General features: G+C 63.3%; 22 protein-coding genes, 1 tRNA gene and 2 pseudogenes. 16 read left to right on the top strand and 9 right to left on the bottom strand.

Features of this window, described 5'->3' with window-relative positions; translation table 11 throughout:
• Nucleotides 1–25: 25 nt before the first annotated feature.
• Nucleotides 26–937: a LysR family transcriptional regulator gene (locus GYH35_RS29305; RefSeq protein ID WP_161830272.1), complete on the top strand. Its 912-nt coding sequence runs from the start codon at nucleotides 26–28 to the stop codon at nucleotides 935–937.
• 42 nt (nucleotides 938–979) lie between these two features.
• Nucleotides 980–1,420 carry an acyl-CoA thioesterase gene (locus tag GYH35_RS29300; protein ID WP_161830271.1) on the top strand — a complete coding sequence of 147 codons (441 nt, stop codon included), beginning with the start codon at nucleotides 980–982 and terminating at the stop codon, nucleotides 1,418–1,420.
• A 58-nt stretch (nucleotides 1,421–1,478) separates the two neighbouring features.
• Here GYH35_RS29300 and GYH35_RS29295 read toward each other — a convergent pair whose 3' ends face one another.
• Together GYH35_RS29295 and GYH35_RS29290 are read right to left on the bottom strand one after the other, a co-directional pair.
• Nucleotides 1,479–1,901 (bottom strand): DNA polymerase III subunit chi, encoded by a 423-nt coding sequence (locus GYH35_RS29295; RefSeq protein WP_161830270.1) that lies wholly within the window; start codon nucleotides 1,899–1,901, stop codon nucleotides 1,479–1,481.
• A gap of 10 nt (nucleotides 1,902–1,911) precedes the next feature.
• Nucleotides 1,912–3,399 carry a leucyl aminopeptidase gene (locus GYH35_RS29290; RefSeq protein ID WP_161816109.1) on the bottom strand — a complete coding sequence of 496 codons (1,488 nt, stop codon included), beginning with the start codon at nucleotides 3,397–3,399 and terminating at the stop codon, nucleotides 1,912–1,914.
• Between the two features lie 116 nt (nucleotides 3,400–3,515).
• On the opposite strand from GYH35_RS29290, the gene lptF reads away from it, so the two are divergent.
• From lptF to GYH35_RS29275, 3 genes are read left to right on the top strand one after another with little or no spacing between them, the layout of a single operon-like run.
• Nucleotides 3,516–4,610, top strand: coding sequence for an LPS export ABC transporter permease LptF (gene lptF / locus GYH35_RS29285; RefSeq protein WP_161816108.1), 1,095 nt, complete (start codon nucleotides 3,516–3,518; stop codon nucleotides 4,608–4,610).
• Nucleotides 4,607–5,677: an LPS export ABC transporter permease LptG gene (lptG, locus tag GYH35_RS29280; protein ID WP_161816107.1), complete on the top strand. Its 1,071-nt coding sequence runs from the start codon at nucleotides 4,607–4,609 to the stop codon at nucleotides 5,675–5,677. The genes lptF and lptG overlap by 4 nt, the downstream gene beginning before the upstream one ends.
• A gap of 3 nt (nucleotides 5,678–5,680) precedes the next feature.
• Complete coding sequence (locus GYH35_RS29275; protein ID WP_161816106.1) at nucleotides 5,681–6,139, top strand: RDD family protein; 459 nt, start codon at nucleotides 5,681–5,683, stop codon at nucleotides 6,137–6,139.
• A 39-nt stretch (nucleotides 6,140–6,178) separates the two neighbouring features.
• Here the strand turns inward: GYH35_RS29275 and GYH35_RS29270 are convergent, their stop codons facing one another.
• From GYH35_RS29270 to GYH35_RS29245, 6 genes and pseudogenes are all read right to left on the bottom strand, one after another.
• Complete coding sequence (locus GYH35_RS29270) at nucleotides 6,179–7,282, bottom strand: DUF4340 domain-containing protein (RefSeq protein ID WP_161816105.1); 1,104 nt, start codon at nucleotides 7,280–7,282, stop codon at nucleotides 6,179–6,181.
• Between the two features lie 19 nt (nucleotides 7,283–7,301).
• Nucleotides 7,302–9,194 (bottom strand): GldG family protein, encoded by a 1,893-nt coding sequence (locus tag GYH35_RS29265; RefSeq protein WP_161816104.1) that lies wholly within the window; start codon nucleotides 9,192–9,194, stop codon nucleotides 7,302–7,304.
• A gap of 1 nt (nucleotide 9,195) precedes the next feature.
• The gene (locus GYH35_RS29260; protein ID WP_161816103.1) at nucleotides 9,196–9,930 is read right to left on the bottom strand and encodes an ABC transporter permease subunit; all 735 of its coding nucleotides are present in this window, start codon (nucleotides 9,928–9,930) and stop codon (nucleotides 9,196–9,198) included.
• Nucleotides 9,931–10,001: 71 nt separating this feature from the next.
• A pseudogene (locus tag GYH35_RS29255) lies at nucleotides 10,002–10,667 on the bottom strand (ABC transporter ATP-binding protein); the annotation flags it as partial.
• Nucleotides 10,668–11,227: 560 nt separating this feature from the next.
• On the bottom strand, nucleotides 11,228–11,983 hold the full coding sequence (locus GYH35_RS29250) for a hypothetical protein (RefSeq protein WP_161830269.1): 756 nt from the start codon (nucleotides 11,981–11,983) through the stop codon (nucleotides 11,228–11,230).
• Nucleotides 11,984–12,207: 224 nt separating this feature from the next.
• Nucleotides 12,208–12,283: transfer RNA gene (locus GYH35_RS29245), tRNA-Glu, on the bottom strand.
• A gap of 71 nt (nucleotides 12,284–12,354) precedes the next feature.
• Here GYH35_RS29245 and pcnB point away from each other — a divergent pair.
• The 5 genes from pcnB to panC all read left to right on the top strand — a co-directional run bounded on the left by pcnB (nucleotide 12,355) and on the right by panC (nucleotide 16,760).
• Nucleotides 12,355–13,752 carry a polynucleotide adenylyltransferase PcnB gene (gene pcnB, locus GYH35_RS29240; RefSeq protein ID WP_235936878.1) on the top strand — a complete coding sequence of 466 codons (1,398 nt, stop codon included), beginning with the start codon at nucleotides 12,355–12,357 and terminating at the stop codon, nucleotides 13,750–13,752.
• Nucleotides 13,749–14,282 (top strand): 2-amino-4-hydroxy-6-hydroxymethyldihydropteridine diphosphokinase, encoded by a 534-nt coding sequence (folK, locus tag GYH35_RS29235; protein ID WP_202624834.1) that lies wholly within the window; start codon nucleotides 13,749–13,751, stop codon nucleotides 14,280–14,282. The genes pcnB and folK overlap by 4 nt, the downstream gene beginning before the upstream one ends.
• Nucleotides 14,283–14,299: 17 nt before the next feature.
• Nucleotides 14,300–14,965, top strand: a complete 666-nt coding sequence (locus GYH35_RS29230; protein ID WP_161816099.1) for a deoxynucleoside kinase — start codon at nucleotides 14,300–14,302, stop codon at nucleotides 14,963–14,965.
• A gap of 94 nt (nucleotides 14,966–15,059) precedes the next feature.
• A complete protein-coding gene (gene panB, locus GYH35_RS29225) occupies nucleotides 15,060–15,887 on the top strand; it encodes a 3-methyl-2-oxobutanoate hydroxymethyltransferase (RefSeq protein ID WP_161816098.1) in 828 nt (275 codons plus the stop codon).
• Between the two features lie 3 nt (nucleotides 15,888–15,890).
• Complete coding sequence (panC, locus tag GYH35_RS29220; RefSeq protein WP_161816097.1) at nucleotides 15,891–16,760, top strand: pantoate--beta-alanine ligase; 870 nt, start codon at nucleotides 15,891–15,893, stop codon at nucleotides 16,758–16,760.
• On the opposite strand, the gene queG is transcribed toward panC, so the two are convergent.
• Nucleotides 16,761–17,825: a tRNA epoxyqueuosine(34) reductase QueG gene (gene queG, locus GYH35_RS29215; protein ID WP_161816096.1), complete on the bottom strand. Its 1,065-nt coding sequence runs from the start codon at nucleotides 17,823–17,825 to the stop codon at nucleotides 16,761–16,763.
• A 48-nt stretch (nucleotides 17,826–17,873) separates the two neighbouring features.
• Between queG and GYH35_RS29210 the strand changes: the two genes are divergently transcribed.
• The 6 genes and pseudogenes from GYH35_RS29210 to hfq all read left to right on the top strand — a co-directional run bounded on the left by GYH35_RS29210 (nucleotide 17,874) and on the right by hfq (nucleotide 24,677).
• Entirely contained in the window at nucleotides 17,874–19,364 is a 1,491-nt protein-coding gene (locus GYH35_RS29210) for an NAD(P)H-hydrate dehydratase (protein WP_161830268.1), read from the top strand.
• A gap of 267 nt (nucleotides 19,365–19,631) precedes the next feature.
• Nucleotides 19,632–19,718, top strand: a pseudogene (locus tag GYH35_RS29205).
• A gap of 214 nt (nucleotides 19,719–19,932) precedes the next feature.
• Nucleotides 19,933–21,162: an N-acetylmuramoyl-L-alanine amidase gene (locus GYH35_RS29200; RefSeq protein ID WP_161816094.1), complete on the top strand. Its 1,230-nt coding sequence runs from the start codon at nucleotides 19,933–19,935 to the stop codon at nucleotides 21,160–21,162.
• A gap of 233 nt (nucleotides 21,163–21,395) precedes the next feature.
• Nucleotides 21,396–23,234: a DNA mismatch repair endonuclease MutL gene (gene mutL / locus GYH35_RS29195; protein ID WP_161816093.1), complete on the top strand. Its 1,839-nt coding sequence runs from the start codon at nucleotides 21,396–21,398 to the stop codon at nucleotides 23,232–23,234.
• The gene (gene miaA, locus GYH35_RS29190) at nucleotides 23,231–24,184 is read left to right on the top strand and encodes a tRNA (adenosine(37)-N6)-dimethylallyltransferase MiaA (RefSeq protein WP_161816092.1); all 954 of its coding nucleotides are present in this window, start codon (nucleotides 23,231–23,233) and stop codon (nucleotides 24,182–24,184) included. Before mutL ends, miaA begins: the two co-directional genes overlap by 4 nt.
• Nucleotides 24,185–24,419: 235 nt before the next feature.
• Nucleotides 24,420–24,677: an RNA chaperone Hfq gene (gene hfq, locus GYH35_RS29185; RefSeq protein WP_161816091.1), complete on the top strand. Its 258-nt coding sequence runs from the start codon at nucleotides 24,420–24,422 to the stop codon at nucleotides 24,675–24,677.
• Nucleotides 24,678–24,706: the final 29 nt, after the last annotated feature.

Below are 24,706 nucleotides of genomic sequence, written 5' to 3'. Positions count from 1 at the left end.
AGAACAATCCACTCAAGGCCGCCCCATGAACCGGCTCGAAGCCATGCAGATCTTCGTCCGCGTCGCCGAACTCGCCAGCTATACGCGGGCCGCCGAAAGTCTCGGCATGCCCAAAGCGAGCATGTCCACGGCGGTTCAACAGTTGGAGAGCGAGTTCGGCACGCAGCTGCTGCATCGGACCACTCGCAAGGTCCAAATGACTCTGGACGGACGGGCCTGTTACGAGCGCTGCAAAGATCTGCTGGCGGATATGGACGAGCTGCGCTCGATGTTTCAACAAGGCCCGCAGGAACTGCGAGGGCGATTGCGCGTGGATATGCCTACGGGCATCGCCCGCTCGACGGTCATTCCGCGCCTGAGCGAGTTCCTGGCAGAGCATCCGAGGCTCGAGATCGAGCTGAGTTGTACCGATCGCAAAGTGGATCTGGTGCGCGAAGGCTTCGACTGCGTGATGCGCGTCGGCTCGGTGGACGATGTCAGCTTGATCGCCCGCCCGCTCGGCATGTTTGCTGTCACGAACTGTGCGAGTCCCGAATACGTTCGCACGCACGGCATGCCGCGGACCGTGGAAGATCTGGCACACCACCAGCTGATCCACTATGTGGGCACGTTCGGTGCGAAGTCGATGGGCTTCGAGTATCACGACGGCGTCGCGTACCGCACGGTGGAGATGCGCGGTGCGATCACCGTCAACAGCGCCGAGGCGTATCAGGAAACCTGTCTGGCCGGCCTCGGTATCACCCAGGCTCCCGGGCCTGGTATGCGGATGTTGATAGAGCAGGGCCTGCTGGTGGAAGTCGCGCCCGAGCTGCGCGCAGAGCCGATGCCGGTTTGGTTGCTGTACGCACAGCGACGGAATCTTTCACGGCGCGTGCAGGTATTCATGAGCTGGATCGCGGAGTTGTTGAAGCCGCATTTGTTGCCGCTGCATGTCTGAGTTCGCGCGTATCATCCAGCGATCGAGAGTCGAGGAGCGACGATGAGCCGGTTCAGATATTTTCTGCGAACCCGTTATAGCGAATGCGACGCGCAGAAGGTCGTGTTCAATGCGCGCTATGCCGATTACACCGATGTGGCCACGGCGGAATACTTTCGCGCGCTGGGCTATGAGAAGGAAATGCAAACCGGCGAGCTCGATTTTCAGCTGGTGAAACAAACCACCGAGTGGCGCGCGCCGGCAAGATACGACCAGGTGCTGGAGATTTCAGTCTCGACGAAACATCTGGGCAACACGTCGTTTACGCTGGCGACGGAGTTTCGTATTGCAGGCGAGGAGAGAGTGATCGTCACGGTGGAGACGGTGTACGTGCATGTGGATCATCACACGCTGCAGAAGTCGCCATTGCCAGCGCCGCTGAGATCGGCGATGGAGCGCGGCGCGTCGAATGTGACGATCGATCACGCCGCATATCTCGCTTAGCGCCGGCGTTGCCGCGCCCTGCATCTCTCGCTGACGCTCGCGACGCCAGCCGTCGACGCTATAAGTTGTGCGACTCCATCGCACAGCCCTGCTCGCGATATTGTTTGAAACGCTCGCGAGCAGCGCGCTTCCGTTCCGGATCGACGTCGACGATCTCAGCGATGCGGTCGTAGGCATTCACATCCGACGGCATCGCATCCATCAGATTGATCAGCAACCCGCGGTGCGATTGCGGCCCAACCTCCGACCCGACCATCACCATCACGCGCGCGTGGGCAGCCGCCTGACCTCGATAGACCTCGTGCGGCAGGAAGCTGGCATCGCTGAACGTCCACAGCATGTCGTCGAGTCGTTGCACGTCGGGCGTTTGGATGTACACCTGACAGCCTTGCTCGACGGCGCGCTCGGCCAGCCTGCACGCGTAGCGCAGGCGGGCGTCGGGCGCGTCCGCGGAGAGGACGTAGAAGTCCACTCGACTCATGGCAGGTCGATTACTTCTTGTTGATGAGGTAATCGACCAGCAGCGGCACCGGTCGGCCCGTGCTGCCCTTGTTCGCGCCGGCTTGATACGCGGTGCCGGCGATGTCGAGGTGCGCCCAGCGCAGGCCGTCGGTGAACTTCGCGAGGAAACATGCTGCCGTGATGGCGCCGCCTTCGCGGCCGGCCACGTTGGCGAAGTCCGCGAAGTTGCTCTTCAGCTGCTCGCCGTACTCCTCACCGATCGGCATGTGCCACGCGCGATCGTCCGCCCGGTCGCCGGCAGCCTTCAGCTCAGCCGCCAGTTCGTCATCGTTACTGAACAAGCCGGAGAGATGATTGCCCAGCGCGATGACGCACGCGCCCGTGAGCGTCGCGAGATCGATGACGACCTCGGGCTTGAAGCGGCGCGAGTAGGTGATGGCGTCGCACAGGATCAGGCGGCCTTCGGCGTCGGTGTTGAGCACTTCGATGGTCTGGCCCGACATGCTCTTCACGATGTCGCCGGGCTTGGTGGCGCGACCGCTCGGCATGTTCTCGCACGCCGGCACGACGCCGATGACGTTGATCGGCAGCTCCAGCTCGGCGACGGCTTTCATGGTGCCGAACACGCTGGCGCCGCCGCTCATGTCGAACTTCATTTCATCCATCGCGGCCGGCGGCTTCAACGAAATACCGCCGGTGTCGAACGTGACAGCCTTGCCGACCAGCACCACCGGCGCCTGGCTGCGCTCGGCGCCGTAGTACTCGAACACGATGAACGCGGCCGGCTCTTCGGAGCCGTTGGTCACCGACAGGAACGAACCCATGCCGAGGCGTTTGCATTCGGCCTCGTTCAACACGCGCACGTTGAGCTTCTTGTAATCCTTGGCCAGGTTCTTGGCCGCGCGGGCGAGATAGCTCGGCGTGCAAACATTGGCGGGCTGATTCGCCAGATCGCGCATGAAGGCCATGCCGCTGACGATGGCCTCACCATGCGCGAGGCCGCGTTCGGCTTGCCCTTTGTCGCCGCGACTGGCGACGGCGAGGCCGAACTTGGTCAGCGACGGTTTGGGGCGTTTGTTGCTCGTCTTGTGATCGGGAATGCGGTACTGGGAGGCGGCGACCGCTTCGACCGCGACGCGAGCCTGCGTGTACGCATCGGCGTCGGCGATTTCATCCAGGCCGAGATAGCTGATCGCATCGCGCGCGCCGGTCTTGGACAACAGCGCCAGGGCGCTGGCGAGCGCCTTGCGATATTGCTTGCGCTTGAAAGCGCTGCGATTGCCGAGGCCGAGCACGATGACTCGCTCGACCGGCGCGCCGGGCAGGTCGGCGAGCAATAGCGCGTCGCCGGTCTTGCCGCGCAGATCGCCTCGCTTCACCAGCTTGGCGATGCGGCCGCCGATGCGGGCATCGAGATCTTCGGCGGCAGCGGACAAAACACCTTTGTCATAGACGCCGACGATGGCGCAGTCGGTACGCTGACGGGACGCTGAGGCGGTGCTGACGAAAAATTCCATGAACCTTCCTCGCAAGGGGCGCGAAAAAGGCGGTAGTCTACTCCATTCCGCGCGCCTGACCGCCGCGGAAACCAACCTCTCGCTGCGGGTAAAAAGCGGAACAAGCATTGCGAACCTTGGATCGATACCTCCTGAGGGAGGTTGCGGAAACCTGGCTGGCCGTCACCGGCGTATTGCTGGTCATCCTGCTGTCGAATCAGCTGGCGCGGGTGCTGTCGCAGGCGGCCGCCAACGATTTTCCACGCACTGTGGTGCTCTCGCTGATCGGCCTGACCTCGGCCGGCTATCTCACCGTGATCGTGCCCATCGGCTTCTTCCTCGCCATCTTGCTGGCGCTCGGCCGCATGTATCACGAGAGCGAAATGGCGGCGATCCAGTCCTGCGGCGTCGGGCCTGCCGGTTTGTACCGGCCGATCGCTTATCTCGGCTTGTTCATCACCGCTTTGCTGGTCTGGCTGTCGTTCTGGGCCATTCCCGCCGCCTCCGCGCGCGCCCAGCAGATCCGCACCGAAGCTTTGCAGGATGCGCAGTTCGGTCTGCTCGAGCCGGGTCGATTCCGCACGTTCGGCGGCGGCAATGTCGTCTTCTACGCCGAGCGCGTCGATGACAACGGCATCCTGCACAACGTAAATGTTTTCGTGGATCGGACGCAGGATCCGGAGAGTCAGGGCGAGCTGGAGGTCTGGGTCGCAACGCGCGCCGAGCAGCGGGGCGCCGGGCAGGCCGATCAGATGTTCGTGCTGTACGACGGCGAACATTACAAAGGTGTGCCCGGGAAAGGGGAATGGCAGATCACCCATTTCGCGGAGGGCGGTTATCCGATCCGGCTCGGTGAGATCGGCGGGCGCGCCGGCAAGGCGGGCATGAAGTCCACCAACGAATTGTTACAGTCCAGCGATCCGCGCGATCGAGCCGAGCTGCAATGGCGTATTTCGACGCCGGTGATGGCGCTCATCCTGATGCTCATCGCGGTGCCGCTCGCTCGGTTGCGGCCGAGACAAGGCCGGTTCGGACGTATCGGCATCGCCATTCTCGTGTATTTCATTTACTCGCAGCTGCTGGCCGCGGGGCGCGCATGGATCGAAGGCGGGGTGCCCGAATGGATTGGCATGGGGTGGGTCCACATGGCCGCCCTGGCGTTGGGCTTGTGGTTGCTGTCGCGTGAGGCGCCGTTTGGCAAGAAGGCGCGACCTGTGGCGGTGCCGGCATGACGTCCATCCTTTCCAGATATGTGATCAAGGCGATCCTCGGCAACACCGCGCTGGTCATGCTGGTGCTGCTCGCGCTGAGCGGCTTGTATCTGTTCATCACGCAGCAGGACGACATCGGCGTGGGCGCCTTCACGGTCGCGAACGCTTTCATGTACGTCGGCTTGTACCTGCCGAAATACGCGTTCGATCTGTTGCCGATCGCGGCGCTGATCGGAGCGCTGCTGGCGCTGGGTAATCTGGCGCGCACGCTGGAGTTGATCGTCGTGCGGGCGGCGGGCGTGTCCACCATGCGCATCGCGATGTGGACGGCGGGCGCCGGCGTCATTCTGATGATCTTCACGGGCCTCATCGGCGAGGTGATCGCGCCGCCGATGGAGCAGTACGGCCGGCAGATGAAGACCTTCGCCAAGTTCAACGACTACAGCATGGCGGGCAACAAGAGCGCCTGGGCGAAGGACGGCGACATGATGATCTCGGTCCGCCAGCAGGCGGCGGGCAACCGCTACGGCGGCGTGTATGTGTTCAAGTTCGATGGGCAGCGCCGGTTGCGCAGCGTCGGGCATGCGAACAATGCGAGCATCGACCAGAACAATCTGTGGCAGCTCGAGAACTACGTCGAGTCGCGCATCGACGATGAGCGAGTGGTGACCAGCAAGGAGCCGGAGACGCGGCTGCAAACGCGGCTGTCGCCGGAGTTTCTAGGTCTGGCGGTGCTCGATGCGGACTCGCTGACTGGGCGAGGCTTGTTCAGCTACATCCAACATCTGAAGGCCAACGGTCTGGATTCGCGGGTGTACGAGGTTGCTTTGTGGGCGCGCATCGCGCGCACTGTCGCTGTAGCGATCATCGTGGTGCTGGCCGTGCCGTTCGCGTTCGGGCCGATGCGGTCGACGGGAACCGGCGCGCGCACGGTCGTCGGCATCATGATCGGTGTGGTGTTCTTCCTGATGGCGAGGATGTTGGAAAGCGGCGGCGAAGTGTTCAACATGCCGCCCATCATGGTCGCCTGGCTGCCGACCGCGCTACTGACCGTCATCACGTTCATCGCTATCTCACGCGTTCGCTAAATCATGACTGAGTCCGTTTCGACCGAGCGCCTGCCGAGCGCCGGCGTGCTGCGCCGGCTGGGCGCGATGTTTTATGACCTGCTGCTGGTGGTGGCGGTGCTGATAGTGCTTACGTCACTGATGTTGCCGCTGACGGGGGGTGAGGCTGTCACCGTCGGGCCTTACAGCAAGTGGAGGCATGGCTTTCAGTTGCTCGAGTTGGTGGTCATCATCGTCTATTTCGGAGTGCCCTGGACGCGCAGTGGCCAGACGCTGGGCATGCAAGCGTGGCGTCTGCGAGTCGAGCGCGAGGACGGCGCTCGGTTGGGCTGGTCCGATGTGATCAAGCGCCTCGCCGGCGCGACGGTGTCGCTGGTGCTGGCGTTCGCAGGCTACTGGTGGATTTGGATCGATCGCGACAAGCTGGCCTGGCACGATCGGTGGACCCGGACTCGGGTTGTGGTCCTGCCGAAGCGGGCCTGAGAGCAGCGGCCCCAGTCTGGGGCCGCTGCGGTGTCGTTGTTACTTCTTGATCAGCTCATCGAGCGGCTTGAAGATCGCGTCGTACTTGTACGCCGGGATCTCATAAACCCAACCGTTGAGCTGCGCGTTCGCCTTGGTCGATTCCTCTTCGACGTTGCGCGCAGCAGGCTTGGCGGCCTCGGCAGGTTTGTCCGCAGCGGGCGGCGCGCCTTCGCCTTCTTTCTTCTCCGGATCCGCGGTCGCGACTTTGAATTTGTCGGCGAGAGCGGCGTCGAAAGAGGTCTTCAGCGCGACGTAATGTTTGTCGTCCTTCTTCCAGCCGGTCACTTCCGTCACCAGGCCGTCGAAGGTCTTGATCGTTGCGCGAGCGCTGGGCGAGTCGGTCACTTCGCTGGCCGGCTTCACGTCGCTCAACGTCAGGCCGGCGAGGGCGGTGGCAAAGCTATCCGCAGCTGACGGCGAGCTCAGCTCTTTGCCTTTCGGCAAGCCTTCGACCGTGAAGTCCGCATCGGCGCGAGTCTTCTTCACGGCAGAGTAAGGCTTGCTCTTCTCGACGGCCACTTCAGCCGACTGCACGCGATCGGCAGAAACATCGATGACATCCTTGCGCAGCCATTGATCGGCCGACGAGGACGTGTCGATGCTCTTGTTGATCAGCCAGCTCTTCGGCTCGCCCGCGCGGCGCACGTAGTGAGACTGCGCGCCTTGCGCCTGTTTGCCGACGATCAGTTTGATCGGCTGCTTCGGCCCGTCGATCTCGATCTGCACGCCGCCGGCGGCCGCATCGCTCACATCTTCGACGCCGAGGGTCTTGTAGCTCTCCGGGTTGGAAGTTTTCTCTTCCAGCACCTTGGCGTCGGCGAGGCTGGTGACGAGCTTGCGCAGCTTGGCTTCATCGGCCGGATAGTTGTGACGCTCGGCGACCGTCCAGCCGCTTTCAGCGCGCTTCACTTCGAGCGCCGGCGCGCCGCCAGCCTTGACGATGCGCACAGCGGTGATCGAAGCCAGCTCCGATTTGAGATCGGGATACAGCGCGGCGGATTCGGTGGACGAAGGCGAGGTCTGCCGGCCGGCGAGCCACAGGCCCGCGAGCACGGCGATGACCGCAACGATTGCGAGGATGGAAAGTTTTCGCGAAGTCATGAGCTAACCTCAGTCACTCTCAACCCGTGTGGGCGGCGGCGCGGCCGGCGCGGAGCCGGCGACGACGTGTGATTTCCAGGAAGATCGCGCCGAGCGCGAGCAGCAGCGGCACCAACGCGATGTTGATGGCCTTCAGCCGCGTGCCGAGTGCTTCGATGTCCTCATCGAGGCTGCGGCGGGTGTCGCGCAGTTCCTTACGAATGCGCACACGCTCTTGCTGGAAGCGCTCGAGCTCGGCTTCCTGCTCGGGCGACAGCGACAACGATGCTTGATTGCCACCGCGGCCGGCCTCGAGCGCCGTCAGTTTCTGCTCGGTGTCTTTCAGCTCCTGATCCAGCTCCTTCTCCTTGGCGCGCAGCTGATCGCTGGCCTGGCGACGCAGTTCGTCGACCTTGGTGAAGGGACGGAAGAAGCTCTGACGGCCGCGCACGCTGATCAGGTCGGCGCTGCCGGCGAGGTTGTCGACGGAGTTCGCGAGGAAGTCGCCGTTGTTCGCCCAGGCGACGGCGAAGCGCTGACCGAACACGTTCTGCGTACGAACCCACAGCGGATCCGCGAGCAGGTCGGTGTCCGCGACGAGGATGATGTTGGCATCTTCCTTCGACTCGGCGAGATGCGCGCCCGCGGCGCCTTCACCGCCCGGCTTTCCGTTCGGGAACGCGGACTTCACCTTGCCGTGAATGCGGGCAGCGATGGTGTAGCGCTCGCCGGAGGGCTTGAAGCCATCGAGCAAGGAGTCGCTGTCGGGCAGGAACATCAGTTTCGCCGCCGGCAGCAATGCGGCGTTGGTGCTCGACTGAATCAGCGGCTCGAACTCGATGGTCGCGCCTTCCTTCTTCGACAGCGCACCGGCGGTCATCACGTTGATCGTGTCGAGCGCCGAGACCGTCACGTCTTTCGGATTCATGCTCTGGCGGTTCAAACCGATGATCGCGATGTGCTGCGAAGGCGCTCGGCCTTGTTGCAGCGACACGGTCAGGCCGAGCTCGCGATCGCCGACGATCTCGTTGGTATCGAACTTCACGCCCCATGCATCGAGCAGCGGACCGAGCGTCGATGAGCGGCCGCCCATCGGCGGCATGCCCGGCTGCGCGCCGGCGTTATCGTTTTCCGACTGCGGATCCATGAAGCTGATGAGCTTGCCGCCGCGCATGACGAACTGATCGATCGCGTACTGTGCCTCGGGGCTCAATTCCTTCGGATGCACGAGCATCAGCACGCCTATGTCCTCAGGAATGGCATTGCCATCGGCCTGCAGCGTGCGCACGTCGAGTGTCTCGCGCAGCTGCTGGATGCTGGCCCAGCCCGGCGCCATCTGACCGCTCATCTGATCGAAGCGTGCGTCCACCGGCAGGCTGGAAATCAAGCCGACGGTGGCGCGCTTGGCGTTGCTCAAGCGATAGATGAGGCTGATGACGTCGTATTCGAGAAACTCTTCTTTCTCGCGCTGGAACCAACCGATGATCTCGCGACCGTCGGTAGAGTTGGTGCCGGCGAGGCCGAAGTACATCGGTTCGCCGCCCGGCGTGAGCGAGGCGGGCTGCAGGCCAAACTCGCCGGCGCGATCCTCGTCCTCCGAGAACGGCTTCGGATCGACCACGTTGAGGCGCAGCTTGCCCTTGGAGTGTTGCGCCATTTCCTCCAGCAGCTCGCGCACTCGTTGCGAATAAGCGCGCACTTCGGGATCGTGCGCACTGCCTTGCTCGGAAAAGAAGAAATAAAGATTGATCGGCTCGGCCAGCGAGCCGAGGATCTTTTCGGTGCCGGGCGCGAGCGAGTACAGCTTGCTTTCGGTCAGGTCGAGGCGCGCGCCGCGCAACACGAAGGTGATGAGGATGGTGACGCCGATGAACAGCACGGCGAGCGCCACGAGCGCGCCCGCGCCATAGGTTTTGCGTGTAGTGGTGGTCATGTCAGTCCGCCTTCTTCATATCGAGCACGATGGTGTTGGCGGCGAGCCAGACGCCGATCACGGTGCCGAAGTACAACAGGTCGCGCAGGTCGATCACGCCCTTCGAGATCGCCTGGAAGTGGGTGTAGAACGACAGCGACGCCAGCGCATCCACGAACGCCTGCGGCGCCCAGCCGGACACCATGTCGAGCACGAACGCATAACCCGAGAACATGAATGCGAAGCAGATGACCACGGTGAAGATGAACGCGATCACCTGATTGCGGGTCGCGGACGACAGGCACGAGCCGATGGCGAGGAACCCGCCGGCCATCAGCCAGCTGCCGATGTAACCGGCGAGAATCGCGCCGTTGTCCGGATCGCCCAGATAGTTGACCGTGATCCACATCGGGAAAGTCAGCGCCAGCGCGACACCCGCGACTGCCCATGCCGCCAGGAACTTGCCGAGCACCGCCTGCCACGTGGTGATGGGCAATGTCATCAGCAGCTCGATGCTGCCGGACTTGCGCTCCTCCGCCCACAGACGCATCGAGATGGCGGGAATCAGGAACAGATACAGCCAGGGATGGAACCAGAAGAACGGCGCGAGATCCGCCTGGCCGCGCTCGTAGAACCTGCCGAACTGGAACGCGAAGCCCGCGGCCAGCATCAGGAAGAACACGATGAAGACCAGTGCGAGCGGCGTCGCGAAGTAGCTGTTGAACTCGCGGCGAAAGATGCCTTTGATGTTATCCATTGCTCACCTCAGGCTGCGTTTTTCTGGCCGGTCGTGATCTGACGGAACACGTCGTCGAGCCGGCCGCTCGGCGCGCGGGCCGCCAGTTCCTTGGGCGTGGCGTCGGCGAGCAGCTTGCCGCCGGCGATGATGATGGCGCGGTTACACACCGCATCGACTTCTTCGAGGATGTGGGTGGAGATCACGATGATCTTGTCTTTCGCCATGTCGTTGATGAGCGTGCGCACCTGGTGCTTTTGATTGGGATCGAGGCCGTCGGTGGGCTCGTCGAGGATCAGCACCTGCGGGTCGTGCAGCAGCGCCTGCGCCAGGCCGACGCGACGCTTGAAGCCCTTCGAGAGCGTTTCGATCATCTGCTCGAGCACGCTGTCCAGCTGCAGGCGGGCAATCACGTCATCGAGACGGGAGCGGCGGCGGTCTCCGCTGAGCAGGCGGATGTCCGCAATGAATTCCAGAAAGCCGCGCACCGTCATCTCGCCGTAGCTCGGCGCGCCTTCGGGCAGATAGCCCATGCAGGCCTTGGCGGCGAGCGGATCGGCTTCGACATCGTGGCCGCACACGCTGATGCTGCCCGAGGTCGGCGCCAGAAAGCCGGTGATCATTTTCATCGTGGTCGACTTGCCGGCGCCGTTCGGGCCGAGGAAGCCGAGCACTTCGCCGGGGCTGACGGTGAAGGAGATGTCGTTGACGGCGGTCAGCGCGCCGTAGCGTTTGGTCAGGTTTCTGATCTCAATCATACGAGGGCCCTGTTTGAGTGGTCACAGTGGTCGTCAGAGAGGTCGGATGGTCCATGCTCGACAATCGGCCTGCAAAAAAAATCGTCCCTTCAGACTGCGCTCCGTCCCGCCGGTTCCGAGGGCGCCGACGATGGCGCCTCGATGGGCGGCCATGTTCATGTTTATGGAGCGGCGCGAGGGCCGGGATTCTTCTCCGGGGGCGGCGGACTTTTCAAGTCGCGAGCGGCGGGGAGGCCATGACGATCTCTTAATGAACGTCTTAATGAACTTGTAGCGTCCGCGCGGTCCAATTCGCCTGTGGAGGCGTTGCGTGAGCGGTTTTGGAAATTTTTGCAACGCAAAGCTTGTGTTGCGATGCGATCTCGGGTATCTTTGGCATCGCAAAATAAATGCGATAAATGATCTGCAGCGAGACGCGCGGATCAGCCCGAAGAGGGGTCGCGTTTAGGGTTGCAACGAATTTGTAGGCTGCGCCGGGGACAATGGCGCGGTCGGTACCGAATCCCCCTGTTGGCCGGATCACTGTCAAAAGTATCCGGCCTCTTTTTTGCCCGCGATTTCTAGGTCTGGGCGGCTTTCTCGATTTCGGTCTTATGGGCCCGCAGCACTTTGCGGATTTCCCCCTCGGAAGGCCGCTCGGCGATGCGGGCGATCAACTCCGCGAGCTCGTGCCACGGCTTGCCCCACTTCAGCAGGCGCACCGCGTCGGCAATGATTTTGCCCCTTAAATCCAATGGCGCCGCGGGCTTAGGTGCTTCAGGCGCGGCCTTGGGGGCGGGCTTTGGCGCGGCCTTGGCAGGTTGCGCGGCGGCCGAGTTGATCTTGGGCGCGGGGCGCGCGGAAGGGATCTGCCGTGGCGGCACGGCGATCGGCGCCGGCTGATTGGCCGTAGCCGGGGGCGCGGCGGGCTCGGCGTCGAAAAGTGGAAATTCCTCTTTGGCCTTGACCGCTTTGAGTTTCGGCATCTCGCGGGTCGGCTCTTCGGCCGGCGCGCGGGTCCGCTGCGGCGGCGCGCGAATCACGGTCGGCGCTTCCACGGTCTGGCTGTTGCCGGTCGCGGCTTCGGCCTTAGCCGGGTCGGCGAGGGGAACGAACCGCTGAATATGCTGAATGCCGACCAGGTTCGCGAGGAACGCCATCAGCTCCAGCGACTCGGAAAATTTGCTATCGCCCATGGCCTGGCGCGTCTCGCAGTGCTGCTTCAGCTCCAGCACCTTCTGGCGGGCCACTTCGAGGACCCAGCGGGTCGGGCGATCGTGCTTCTGCCAGGGCTGAACGCGCGCATAAGCGGCGTCACTCAACTCGACATACTGCAAATGCAGGTCGATGCTGGTGAGCCACTTATCGATCAGCTCCGTGATGCGGCGATCCGCTGGCGTCATGACGACTCCGTAGAAAGTGCGCGCATTATGCACATGGAGCCTGCGGAAACGGCTCGAAAGGCCGCTGTTACTGAGCGGTTCTGTGCGCTGTTACCGCTTGTCGCCGGCTGGCGGCAGGGCCTGAACGGCTCGTGCCAGGAAGGCTGACGAAGAAGAGGTGGCGCTCCCACGGGGATTCGAACCCCGGTTTAGGCCTTGAGAGGGCCCCGTCCTAGGCCTCTAGACGATGGGAGCGTATTAGAAGGCTGGCACGACGTGCCGACAAGACGCGGTATTATACGGGCCGTTTTCCGCGGCTCAAGTTTTTGACATCGACGGATGGTCCGCTGCTATTGAACGATAACAACTCTCCCGCCGAGATCCTCGATGAGGCGAGCGCCCCGCGCGTCGTGCCTCGCGATCAGCACCCGATCTCGCGCGCCAACATTTCTTCGAACGCGTTGAAGGTCCTTTACCGGCTCAAAGAGGCTGGCTACCAGGCATTTCTCGTGGGCGGCGCCGTGCGCGACCTGTTGCTCGGCCTGCATCCGAAGGATTTCGACGTCGCCACCAACGCGCACCCCGATCAGGTCAAGCAGCTGTTTCGCAACTGCCGCTTGATCGGCCGGCGCTTTCATCTCGCGCACGTGCGCTTCGGCTACGAGATCATCGAGGTCGCGACCTTCCGTGCCGCGCACACGCCGATCGACGAGGACAACAGCGTCGATGAGGCAGGGCATCGCGTGCTCGATGAGCGCGGCCGGATCTTGCGCGACAACCTGTACGGCACGATCGAAGAAGACGTGTGGCGCCGTGACTTCACCGCCAACGCGCTCTACTACAACATCAGCGACTTCTCGATCTGGGATTACGTCGGCGGCTACGAGGACGCGAACGCGCGCGTTCTGCGCCTGATCGGCGATCCGGAGACCCGTTATCGCGAAGATCCGGTGCGCATGCTGCGCGCGGTTCGTTTCGCGGCCAAGCTCGACTTCGGCATTCATATCGATACCGCGACTCCGATTCCGAAGCTCGCGTGGATGCTCGACGGCGTGCCGCCGGCGCGGCTGTTCGATGAAGTGAACAAGATGTTCCTGGCGGGTTACGCGATCCGTTCCTTCGAGCTGCTGTGGGATCTGGGTCTGCTCGAGCATCTGTTCCCCGATCTCGCAGCGTCGATGAATGCCGATGCGAACAGCGTGGCCGCGCGCGTTCTGCGGCTCGGCTTGGAAGGCACCGATGAGCGCGTGCGTGCGGATAAGTCAGTCACGCCGACGTTCCTGTTCGCGGTGCTACTGTGGCCGCCGATCCGTCAGGCGTTCGAGAAGTTGCAGGCGGAGCAGGGCGCCGAGATTCAGGCGCTGCTCGCTGCTTGCGATCAGGTCACCGCGCGTCAGCAGTCGCGCGTCGCTGTGCCGAAGCGGTTCACGTTGCCGTTGCGCGAGATCGTCGGCCTGCAGCCGCGCTTCGCGCACCGTGAAGGTCGCCGGGCTTTGCGTTTGCTCGATCATCCGCGGTTCCGGGCGGCCTATGATTTCCTGCTGTTGCGTGCTGCCGCCGGTGAAGTCGAACAAGAAGTCGCGCAGTGGTGGACGGACATTCAGGCGAAGTCCGCCGAAGACCGCACGGCCATGGTCGAGCAAGGCGGCGACGGTGAGTCATCCGCGGGTGGTCAGAGGCGTCGTCGGCGTCGGCGCCGTCGTCCTCGGCCGCCAGCTGCTTGAGCGCCGTCAACTCCACGGCGTCTGCATTGTGGTTCCCCGCTTATGTAGCGCTCGGCAGTAATCTCGATCAGCCTCTGGTCCAGATCGAGCGTGCGTTCAGTGCGCTCGCGCAGCTGGAGCGGTGTCGCCTCGTCGCGCGTTCACGCCTCTACAAAACCGAGCCGCTCGGGCCGCAGGACCAACCTGAATTCATCAATGCCGCGGCCGGCTTGCTCACGATGCTGACGCCGCGCGAGCTGCTGGTGGAATTGAAAAGATTGGAGCGCGAGCTGGGGCGCACGCAGCCCATCGTGCGCTGGGGGCCGCGAGTGATCGATCTCGACTTGCTGGTGTATGCCGACGCGCAGATTTCGGAAAACGATCTGACCGTGCCTCATCGTGGTCTGCCTGAGCGCAATTTCGTCCTGTATCCTTTGCGCGATCTCGCCCCCGAGCTGCTCGTTCCCGGCCATGGCCGCGTGAGTCAGCTCGCGGCACGCGTCGGCGGCGCTGGATTGGCGCTGCTCACCGGCGCTCCCGGCGTCCCTTGAACAATTCAGCGGTGGACATGACCGAGAAGCCTCTCATTCCAGCGCCGCATCGCCTGATCGTGGTCGAAGGACCGATCGGCGTCGGCAAGACCAGTCTCGCCCGGCGGCTCGCGCGCAGCTTCGGCAGCGAGCTGATCCTCGAGCAGGCCGACGAGAATCCATTCCTGGAGCGCTTTTATAAGAACCCGCGCTCGGCGGCGCTGCAGACGCAGTTGTTCTTTCTGTTCCAGCGCACGCGCCAGCTCGAGGACATCCGCCAGCACGACTTGTTCGATACCGTGCGTGTCGCCGACTACCTGCTGGACAAGGACAAGCTGTTCGCGCAGCTGACGTTGGACGAGGAGGAGTTCGCGCTCTACGAGCAGGTCTACGCGCGGCTCGCGGTCGATGCGCCGGTGCCGGATCTGGTGATCTATCTGCAGGCGCCCGTCGATATCCTGCGCGAGCGCATCGAACGGCGCGGCATCAAATATGAGCAGAACATCGAGAAGAACTATCTGGAGCGGCTACAGGAAACGTACGCCCGGTTCTTCCACGCCTATGACGCCTCGCCGCTGTTGATCGTGAACGCCGCCCAGGCGGATTTCGTCAACAACGATCACGACTATGGGCAGCTGCTGGAGCAGGTCATCCGCACCCGGCGCGGGCGGCACTATTACAACCCGCTGAAGAGCGCCGTCTAAGCCGCCTTATCCTCTTGATAAGGCTGTCATCCGCCCCAGTTTGACTGTCGGGGCGACCCTGGGCATTCTTCCCGCCCCGCCGTAGCTCACCGCCATGTACAAGCACCTTCAAGAGCGTTACGCGCCGCGCCCGCCGGTCAATGTCGGCACCCTCGTCAAGATGAAGGCGGAAGGCGAGAAAATCGCCGCGATCACCGCTTATGACGCCAGTTTCGCGACCCTGGTGGATGACGCCGGCGTCGACGTGGTGCTGGTCGGCGACTCGCTCGGCATGGTCATTCAGGGCCACGACACGACGGTGCCGGTGACGCTGGCCGATATCGTTTACCACTGCCGCGCCGTCGCCAAAGGGCTGTATCGCCCGTTCCTCATCGCGGACATGCCGTTCATGACCTATGCGTCGAAGGAGCAGGCGCTCGATAACGCCGTGCGGCTGATGCAGGAGGGCGGCGCCAAGATGGTGAAGCTCGAAGGCGGCGCGGGTCAGGTCGAGATCGTCGAGTTTCTCGCCAGCCACGACATCGCCGTCTGTGCGCATCTGGGGCTGAAGCCGCAGTCGGTCCACAAAGTCGGCGGCTTCCGCGTCCAGGGTCGCGAGAACGAGGCGGCCGAGCGCATGCTTCGCGACGCTCAAGCGCTCGAAGGTGCGGGGGCGGATATCGTGCTGCTCGAATGCATCCCGGCGCCGCTCGGCAAGCACATCACCGAACAGTTGCACGTGCCGGTCATCGGCATCGGCGCCGGTCCGGACACCGACGGTCAGATCCTCGTGCTGTACGACGTGCTCGATATCACATCGGGCCGCAAACCCAAGTTCTCGAAAAATTTCCTCGCCGGGCACGACAGCGCGTTGGAAGCGGTCAAGGCGTATACGCAGGCCGTGAAGTCGAAGGAATATCCGGGCCCCGAGCATTGTTTCTAAGCGATGGCTAAGACATTAGAAGTGGTGGTGCGTCCCCACGAGTTGCGCGAGCGCGTGGCGCAATGGCGTCGCAAGGGCGAGCGCATTGCGTTCGTGCCCACCATGGGCAATCTGCACGCGGGTCACGGCAGCCTGGTCAGCAAGGCCTCTGAGCTGGCCGAGCACGTCATCGTCAGCATTTTCGTCAATCCGTTGCAGTTCGGGCCGAACGAAGATTTCGCGGCCTATCCGCGCACGCCCGAGGACGATCGTGAGTTGTTGCGATCGTTGAATGTCGAAGTGTTGTTCGCTCCCGAGGTCGATGACATTTATCCGCGCGGCCAGGAAACGACGGCGCGCGTCCATGTGCCGGGGCTCGAAGACATTCTGTGTGGCGCGTTCCGGCCGGGTCATTTCATGGGCGTGGCGACGGTCGTGACCAAACTGCTGAACCTCGTGCAGCCCGACGTGGCGCTGTTCGGCGAGAAGGATTTCCAGCAGCTGATGATCATTCGCCGCGCGGCCATCGATCTGTGCATGCCGATCGAAATCGTCGGCGTGCCGACGGCCCGCGAAAAAGACGGCCTTGCGATGAGCTCGCGCAATCGTTACTTGCTCCCCGAACAGCGCGCCGTCGCACCGCAGATCTTTGCGGCGCTAGATCGAGCGCGTGTGGCGCTCGAGGCGGGCTCGACGGACTACGCCGCCTTGGAACAGGCTGGCACCGAAGCGCTTCAGAAGGCGGGCTTCCGCCCGGATTACTTCGCGATTCGCGATGCCCACTCGTTGCAGATGCCGAACGGCGAGTCGAACGATCTGGTGATCGTCACCGCGGCTCGAATCGGTCGCGCTCGATTGATCGACAACGTCCGCGCGAAACGTCCGAGCAAATAATTACGCCGCGTGCTGGGCGAGCGCCCAGCTCACGTGCTCGCGCACCAGCTCTGACGGGTCATCTCGGCGCGACGTCAACGCGCCAATGACTTCCTGGCTGGTCGGTGCATTGCCCAACGCGACGGCGATGTTTCTTATCCAGCATTCGTAGCCGATGCGCCGGATCGCGCTGCCTTCGGTGCGATCCAGAAACTCCTGCTCGGTCCACGCGAACAGCTCGATGAGTTTGGTGCCATCGAGCGCATGCCGGGGCACGAAATCCACCTCGCTCGTAAAGCGCGCGAACTTGTTCCAGGGGCAGACCAGCTGGCAGTCGTCGCAACCGTAGATGCGGTTGCCCATGGCCTTGCGAAACTGTTCGGGAATCGAGCTGCGCAACTCGATTGTGAGATACGAGATGCAGCGAGTCGCGTCCAGCTGGAACGGCGCGACGATCGCCTGCGTCGGGCATACATCGATGCACGCGCGGCAAGTGCCGCAATGCTCGGTCTCCGGCGCGTCCACCGGTAGCGGCAGATCGGTAAGGATCTCGCCCAGGAAGAAGTACGAACCGGCGCGTCGATTGATCAGGTTGGTGTGCTTGCCGATCCAGCCCAGGCCGGCGTTGCGCGCGAACGCTTTCTCGAGCACCGGGCCGCTGTCGACGAACACGCGATGCGACTGGGATGCGCTGTGCGCCTGAATCTTTTCCGCCAGCTTGGCCAGTCGACGCCGCAGCACCTTGTGATAGTCACGCCCGAGCGCGTAACGCGAGACATAACCGAGCTCGGGATCCTGGAGGATCTCGTCCGGGTCCTGCGCATGCGTAGGTAAATAGTCCATACGCACTGAGATCACGCGCAATGTGCCGGGCACGAGCTCATGGGGGCGGGCGCGCCGACGGCCGTGGCGCTCCATATATTCCATGGCGCCATGGCGGCCTTGCTCCAGCCAGGTCATCAGCCGCGCTTCATCTTCGGGCAAGTCGATGCCCGTGATGCCGACCTGCTGAAAGCCCAGCTCGCGACTCCACTGTCGGATCGAGCTGGCGAGCTCGGTGTAGTCATGCGGGTCGGCGGCGGACATGGTGCAATTCTGGCAGAACCGTCACTCGATTTTGCTAACCTTTGACGTATGAAGCCGCTGCCATTGGCCGTGCATACCGCCGCTCAAGTGCGGGCCCTCGATCGCCACGCGATCGACGATTTGCACATTCCCTCTTACACGTTGATGACCCAGGCGGGCGAAGCGGCCACGGTGGCGCTGCGCAGTTGCTGGCCGTCGAAGCAGCGCATCGCCGTCGTGTGCGGGCCGGGCAATAACGGTGGCGATGGCTATGTGCTCGCGCGGCTGGTGCAGGCGATGCGCGTCGATGTCACGGTGGTGTCACTGAGCGATACCGCTCAGCTGCGTGGAGATGCCAAGCGCGCTCACGATGATTTCATCGCATCGGGTGGGGTCGTGCGGCCGTGGAGCGATGGCTGTCTGGCCAACGCCGAAGTCATCGTCGACGCCATCTTCGGGACCGGCCTGTCGCGTCCGCTCGATGCCGTCATGATCGAGCGCATCAACGCGATCAACGACTGCGGCGCGCCCGTCCTCTCGCTCGATATTCCCAGCGGACTGGATTCCGATTCGGGCGCGGTTTGGGGCGCGGCGATCGTGGCCGAACGCACGTTGTCGTTCATTGGTCTGAAACTCGGGTTCTATCTGGGCGAAGGGCCGAATCACACCGGCATTGTGTTGTTCGACGATCTGGATCTGCCGGCGGGCGCGGCCGATTTCGTGCCGCCGTCAGCACTACGAATCGATGAAGACTTCGTCGCGCACTTGTTGCCGCGGCGGCGTCGCACCGCTCACAAAGGTCAGCAGGGAAGTGTGCTGGTCATCGGCGGCGGCTTAGGAATGGCGGGCGCCGCGCGTATGGCGGGCGAGGCGGCGTTGCGAGCCGGTGCCGGACTGGTGACGGTCGCGACCTGGCCCGAGAATGTCGCATCGATCACCGCCAGCCGTCCGGAGCTGATGTGTCGTGGCGTCGAAGGTGCGAGCGAGCTGGCGGCAATGATAGAGCGCGCCGACGTGCTCGCGATCGGTCCGGGCCTGGGGCAAAGCGACTGGGGTCGGGCATTGCTCGATATCACGCTGGAAAGTGACAAGCCGACCGTGATCGACGCCGATGCGCTCAATCTGCTGGCGCACGCGCCGTGCTCCAATGCGAATTGGATTCTCACGCCGCATCCCGGCGAGGCCGGGCGTCTGCTCGGCATCAGCACCGCTGACGTACAACGCAATCGTCTGCAGTCCGCGCGAGAGATCGCGAAGAAGTTTGATGGCACGGTGGTGTTGAAGGGTGCGGGCACGCTGGTCGTGACCGGAGACTCGCTGCCCTACATCTGCGACCAGGGCAATCCGGGTATGGCATCTCCCGGCATGGGCGATGTGCTTACGGGCGTCATCGCTGGCATCGCCGCGCAGACTGCCGATCTTCCCGGTGCGGCTCGCGCGGGTGTGCTAGTGCATGCGATGGCGGGCGATATGGCCGCGCGTCGCGGCGAGCGCGGACTTTTGGCTACGGATCTATTTGGATATCTGCCCACGTGCGTGAACCCGGCACAGAGATTCTGAGCGTCGGCTCGGCCGAGCAGATGCAGGTGTTGGGTCGGGCGATCGCAGCAGCGGTCGACGCGACTGACGGCACCTTCATCGTCGCGCTCGAAGGCGAGCTCGGCGCCGGCAAGACCACGCTGGTCGGCGGCATTCTTCGCTCGTATGGCGTGACCGGGCCCGTGCGCAGTCCGACTTACACCTTGATCGAGCCCTACGAGACGGCGGGCCGCTCGATCTATCACCTCGATCTGTACCGGCTGAACGATCCGGACGAGGTCGAGCCGCTCGGCGTTCGCGATCTGCTGACGGGATCGGCGCTGCTGCTCATCGAATGGCCGTCGCGGGCCGCGGGTTCGATTCCCGCCGCCGACCTGTGGATCGACATCGCCTATCCCGGGGCGGGAACCGAGGGCAGAGAGGTCAGGCTAACCCCGCATTCCCTGAATGGCGCTAGCGTCGTGCGACATATCGTTGCAGCAATACCGGAATTGCGTCTGCTATCTTCATAATTTCGTTGAAAACTTACACATCGGCGCGGTAGATTACCGGCCATATGCGAGGATCGCGGCGAACTCCATTGCTTTCTGTGCTGGCAGGGTGCCTGGGCCTGGCCCTGGCCGCCGTGGGCGCGTCCGCCGCCAAGCCGGTCACCGTCAAGGATGTGCGCCTTTGGGCCGGGCCGGACGGCACGCGACTGGTCTTCGATCTGAGCGAGCCCGCTGAGCACAATGTGCTGACCCTCGATAACCCCGATCGCGTGGTCGTCGACATTCCCGCCGCTACGCTCGAGAGCGAGCGCGTGCTGCCCGAGGGGCAGGGATTTGTGAAGCAGTTGCGCGCGGCGGCCCAGCCCAACGGCGATCTGCGCGTCGTCGTCGATCTCACCGGTCCGGCGGAGCCCAAGACTTTCACGGTTGGACCGCAGCAGTCCTACGGTCATCGACTGGTGCTCGATCTCACGCCGGGCAAGGGCACGGTTGCAGCGGCGCCTTCGCAACCCTCGGTCGTGAAGGCCGCCGCCGATGCTCACGGCCGCGACATCGTCATCGCCATCGATGCCGGCCACGGCGGCGTCGATCCCGGCTCGATCGGCAAGCGCGGCACCTACGAGAAGCATGTGACGCTGGCGATCGCAAAGCGCCTGAAGGATCGCATCGATCGCGAGCCGGGCATGCGCGCGATTCTGACTCGCGACAACGACACGTTCGTCGAGCATCGCGAGCGCATCGCTCGTGCCCGCCGTCAGCAGGCGGACATGTTCGTGTCGGTGCACGCGGACTCGTACACGAACCGATCGGTCGCTGGCTCCTCGGTGTATGTCTTGTCCGCTCGCGGCGCGAGCGATGAGTCGGCGCGCTGGCTGGCCGATCGTGAGAACGCGGCCGATCTGATCGGCGGCGTGAAGCTGGACGACAAGGACAGCGTGCTGGCCTCGGTGCTGCTCGATCTGTCGCAAGGCGCCAGCATGAGCGCCAGCGTCGATGCGGCCGAGCTGGTCATGCAGGAGCTGTACAAGATCGGCAACATCACCAACCGCGGCGTCAAGCACGCCGGCTTCCTGGTGCTGAAGTCGCCGGACATTCCGTCGATGCTGGTGGAGACCGCCTTCATCTCCAATCCCACCGAAGAGGCGCGGCTGCTCGACCCCAAGCATCAACAGCGCCTGGCGGAGGCGATCCATCAAGGCGTGCGGGAGTACTTCTATACCAATCCCCCGCCGGGCACGCTGGTCGCGGATCTGCGCGCGAAGCAGTCGGGCACGACGGTGATCGCGAGCACGACTGACGGCGAAAGTGCTGGCAGCACAGCACGCTAGGACGAGTCTCCAGCAGGTCCGGACCTGGCGGGGATACCTCGAGCCTGCCGCGACACAGCCGGCAAAAGTCACGCCTTTTGCCGGCGGCAGTGAGGCCACTGTCCGCAAAAGGGCCGCAGGCCGCTTTTGCCCATGTACTAGACGGGCGGACAACGTCCGCAAGCCCTGGTTAGTGAAGCGGGCTGCTTTCGCGCGATAATGCCGCGCTTCTCCCTAGCCTCGCCCTTCCTCTGATGCCGATCCGTGTCCTGCCCGAGCAACTCATCCACCAGATCGCCGCCGGCGAGGTGATCGAACGGCCCGCCTCGGTGCTCAAGGAGTTGATCGAGAACAGTCTCGACGCCGGCTCCAAACGCGTCGACATCGAGATCGAAGAGGGCGGCGCGAAGTTGTGCCGCGTCCGGGACGACGGCTGCGGCATCGAGCGAGATGAGTTGGCGCTCGCGCTGTCGCGTCATGCGACCAGCAAGATCGCGAGCATCGACGATCTCGAGCGGGTCGGCACGCTGGGCTTTCGTGGCGAGGCGCTGCCCAGTATCGCGTCGGTGTCGCGCACGAAAATCACCTCGCGCAGTGCGAACTACTCGGTCGGTTACAGCGTCAGTTCCGACAACGGCCTGGTCAGTGAGCTGGAGCCGGCGCCGCATTCGATCGGCACGACCGTCGAAGTGCGCGACTTGTTCTTCAACGTTCCAGCACGTCGCAAATTCCTCCGTGCCGAGCGCACCGAGACTCAGCACATCGCGCGCATGGTCGAGCGACTCGCACTGTCGAAGTTCGAGACTGCCTTCTCGTTGTCCGCGGCGCGTAAATCGCTGGGTGATTTCCCGGCGGCGCGCTCACAACTCGAGCGCGAGCGGCGCGTGGCGCAGATCGTCGGCGACGAGTTCATGGCGAACGCCATGTATGTCGAGCACGAGTCGTCCGGCTGCAAGCTCACCGGCTGGCTGTGTCAGCCGACCTACGCCCGAGCGCAGCCCGACCTGCAACATTTCTATCTGAACGGCCGCATGCTGCGCGATCGTTTGATCAGCAGCGCCATCCGCCTCGGCTATCGGGATGTGATGTTTCATGGCCGGCATCCGGCGTTCGTGCTGTTCATGGAGATCGATCCGCGACAGGTCGACGTCAACGCGCATCCGGCGAAGCTGGAAGTGCGCTTCCGCGACGGTCGGCATATTCACAACTTCCTGTTCAAGACCGTCGAGCGGGTGTTGCGGGAAACGTATGCAGGCGCGGCCAGCGCTGCGCCTCCGCCGACCGACGCCAATCATCTCGTGCCGACGGGCGAGGCCGCGTCCATGTGGCCGATGCGCGGCCCGAATCAGGCAACGCTCGGCCTGCGCGTGTCCGAACCGCCGATGCCTGCCTATTTCCGTCAGTCATCGGCGGCGTATCCGTCGCCGCCTGCCTTCGAAAGAACGAGTGCTGTGCCGCCAACCACGGGCGTCGACGTGGAAATGCCGGCGGTCGAATCACAACCCGAAACGCCACCGCTGGGTTTCGCGCTGGCGCAGTTGCATGGCATCTATATTCTTTCGCAAGCACCCGACGGCTTGATCCTGGTGGACATGCATGCCGCTCACGAACGAACCACCTATGAGCGCATGAAAGCGGCGCTCGCCAACGGCGGCGTTGCAAGCCAGCCGCTGCTGGTGCCGTTGTCTGTTTCCGTGGCGGCTTCGGAAGCGGATGTCTTGGAAGAACATGCGCCCGCGTTGAACCGCCTCGGTCTCGATGTCATGCGCTCCGGTCCGACGAGCGTGCAGATTCGTGCGGTGCCAGCCTTCCTTGCTCAGAAAGATCTGGATGAGCTGTTGCGCCGGATCAGTGCCGATTTGTCTGCCGATGGTTCGACCCGCGGCATCGAAGAGGCGATCAATGAAGTGCTGGGCACAGTCGCTTGTCATGGCGCCGTGCGAGCGCATCGCAATCTCACCGTGCCCGAAATGAATGCATTGTTGCGCGAGATGGAGCGCACGGTGCGCAGCGATCAATGCAATCACGGTCGTCCGACCTGGACGTATGTGAGCCTGGGCGATCTGGATCGGATGTTTCTTCGAGGACGATGAGCGCGACTCCGCAAGCGACGCCGATTCCCCTCATCATGGGCCCGACCGGCGCGGGCAAGACCGATCTGGCGCTGCGGCTCGCCGCCCGCTATCCCATCGAGATCGTCAGCGTCGATTCGGCGCTGGTCTATCGCGGCATGGACATCGGCACGGGCAAACCGTCGCGCGAGGAATTGGAACGTTTCCCGCATCACCTGGTCGATATCCTCGATCCCTCGCAGCCCTATTCGGCGGGACAGTTCGTACGCGACGCACTGCATGCAATTGGAGACATCCGCAAACGAGGCAACTTGCCGGTGCTGGTGGGCGGCACGATGTTGTATTTCCGTGCGCTTCGTCGCGGCCTCGCGGAAATGCCGCAAGCCGATCCTGGCGTGCGACAGGAAATTGACGCCGAAGCTGCGCGTTCGGGCTGGCCGGCGTTGCATGCGCAGCTCGCGGCGCTGGATCCAGCGACCGCACAGCGAATCCAACCGAACGATGGACAGCGAATACAGCGGGCGCTCGAAGTACACCGGCTGACCGGGAAAACGCTAAGCGAGCTGCACGCACAGACCCGGCCGGCCGATCCCGCAATGAAGTTCGCTGCATTCGCCTGGGCGCCGAGCGATCGCGAACGGCTTTACCAGGCGATCGAGCGGCGCTTCGAACGCATGATGCAGGCGGGTTTCCTGGACGAGGTCAGAGGGCTGCAACAGCGCGGCGATCTGCATGCCGACTTGCCCGCGATCCGATCCGTCGGTTATCGGCAACTATGGGAACATTTGTGTGGTAAGGCGTCTTTAACTGCTTCGGTGCAGCGCGCGATTTTCGCGACCCGACAGCTGGCGCGGCGACAATTGATCTGGTTACGGGCCGAAGATGATATGCAATGGTGTGATGCCCTTGATTCCACCGCAGCCGACCCGATAGAGAATGCCGTCGCTACATTTGTTCGTGGCATGGTGTGATGAAACCTGCGTGAGTGTGATGAGTCGTTGTGGGCGGGCACAACGGTTCACTCGTGACACTGATGCAGCTGCGTATTGAATCAAAGGCAGCTTCGACGGGAACATCGCTGTGCTAAACTGCGGCATCGCAGCGGTTACCGGATGGTGCCCGTAGGCTGTCGCTCAGCTGCAGGGAAGCGGCATTAGTCGGCAAAGCTCAACCAAAGAATTCGAAGGCATAACAAGGAGATAAATGATGGCCAGAGGGCAATCATTACAGGATCCGTTCCTGAACACATTGCGCAAGGAGCGCGTCCCGGTCTCCATTTACCTGGTGAACGGTATCAAACTACAAGGTCAGATCGATTCGTTCGATCAGTTCGTCGTCTTGCTGAAGAACAGTGTCAGCCAGATGGTCTACAAGCACGCGATTTCCACAGTCGTTCCGGCGCGGGCCATCCGCTTGCCGACGAGCGAAGAAGAAGGCGCGGAGTCTCCAGCTGCCACCGAGTGAGAGCCTGAGATTGTCGATGTGGGAGTTCG

The sequence above is a fragment of the Steroidobacter agaridevorans genome (genome assembly GCF_009932555.1).
Lineage (GTDB): Bacteria > Pseudomonadota > Gammaproteobacteria > Steroidobacterales > Steroidobacteraceae > Steroidobacter > Steroidobacter agaridevorans.
Note: the sequence above shows the minus strand (reverse complement) of the source record. Positions and strands in the feature narration are given on the sequence as shown.

Bases quoted from the DNA above. Each gene is read 5' to 3' on its own strand.
- GYH35_RS29305 (WP_161830272.1), top strand. From the start codon at position 26: ATGAACCGGCTCGAAGCCATGCAGATCTTCGTCCGCGTCGCCGAACTC.
- GYH35_RS29300 (WP_161830271.1), top strand. From the start codon at position 980: ATGAGCCGGTTCAGATATTTTCTGCGAACCCGTTATAGCGAATGCGAC.
- GYH35_RS29295 (WP_161830270.1), bottom strand. From the start codon at position 1,901: ATGAGTCGAGTGGACTTCTACGTCCTCTCCGCGGACGCGCCCGACGCC.
- GYH35_RS29290 (WP_161816109.1), bottom strand. From the start codon at position 3,399: ATGGAATTTTTCGTCAGCACCGCCTCAGCGTCCCGTCAGCGTACCGAC.
- lptG (WP_161816107.1), top strand. From the start codon at position 4,607: ATGACGTCCATCCTTTCCAGATATGTGATCAAGGCGATCCTCGGCAAC.
- GYH35_RS29275 (WP_161816106.1), top strand. From the start codon at position 5,681: ATGACTGAGTCCGTTTCGACCGAGCGCCTGCCGAGCGCCGGCGTGCTG.
- GYH35_RS29270 (WP_161816105.1), bottom strand. From the start codon at position 7,282: ATGACTTCGCGAAAACTTTCCATCCTCGCAATCGTTGCGGTCATCGCC.
- GYH35_RS29265 (WP_161816104.1), bottom strand. From the start codon at position 9,194: ATGACCACCACTACACGCAAAACCTATGGCGCGGGCGCGCTCGTGGCG.
- GYH35_RS29260 (WP_161816103.1), bottom strand. From the start codon at position 9,930: ATGGATAACATCAAAGGCATCTTTCGCCGCGAGTTCAACAGCTACTTC.
- GYH35_RS29230 (WP_161816099.1), top strand. From the start codon at position 14,300: ATGACCGAGAAGCCTCTCATTCCAGCGCCGCATCGCCTGATCGTGGTC.
- panB (WP_161816098.1), top strand. From the start codon at position 15,060: ATGTACAAGCACCTTCAAGAGCGTTACGCGCCGCGCCCGCCGGTCAAT.
- panC (WP_161816097.1), top strand. From the start codon at position 15,891: ATGGCTAAGACATTAGAAGTGGTGGTGCGTCCCCACGAGTTGCGCGAG.
- queG (WP_161816096.1), bottom strand. From the start codon at position 17,825: ATGTCCGCCGCCGACCCGCATGACTACACCGAGCTCGCCAGCTCGATC.
- GYH35_RS29210 (WP_161830268.1), top strand. From the start codon at position 17,874: ATGAAGCCGCTGCCATTGGCCGTGCATACCGCCGCTCAAGTGCGGGCC.
- mutL (WP_161816093.1), top strand. From the start codon at position 21,396: ATGCCGATCCGTGTCCTGCCCGAGCAACTCATCCACCAGATCGCCGCC.
- miaA (WP_161816092.1), top strand. From the start codon at position 23,231: ATGAGCGCGACTCCGCAAGCGACGCCGATTCCCCTCATCATGGGCCCG.
- hfq (WP_161816091.1), top strand. From the start codon at position 24,420: ATGGCCAGAGGGCAATCATTACAGGATCCGTTCCTGAACACATTGCGC.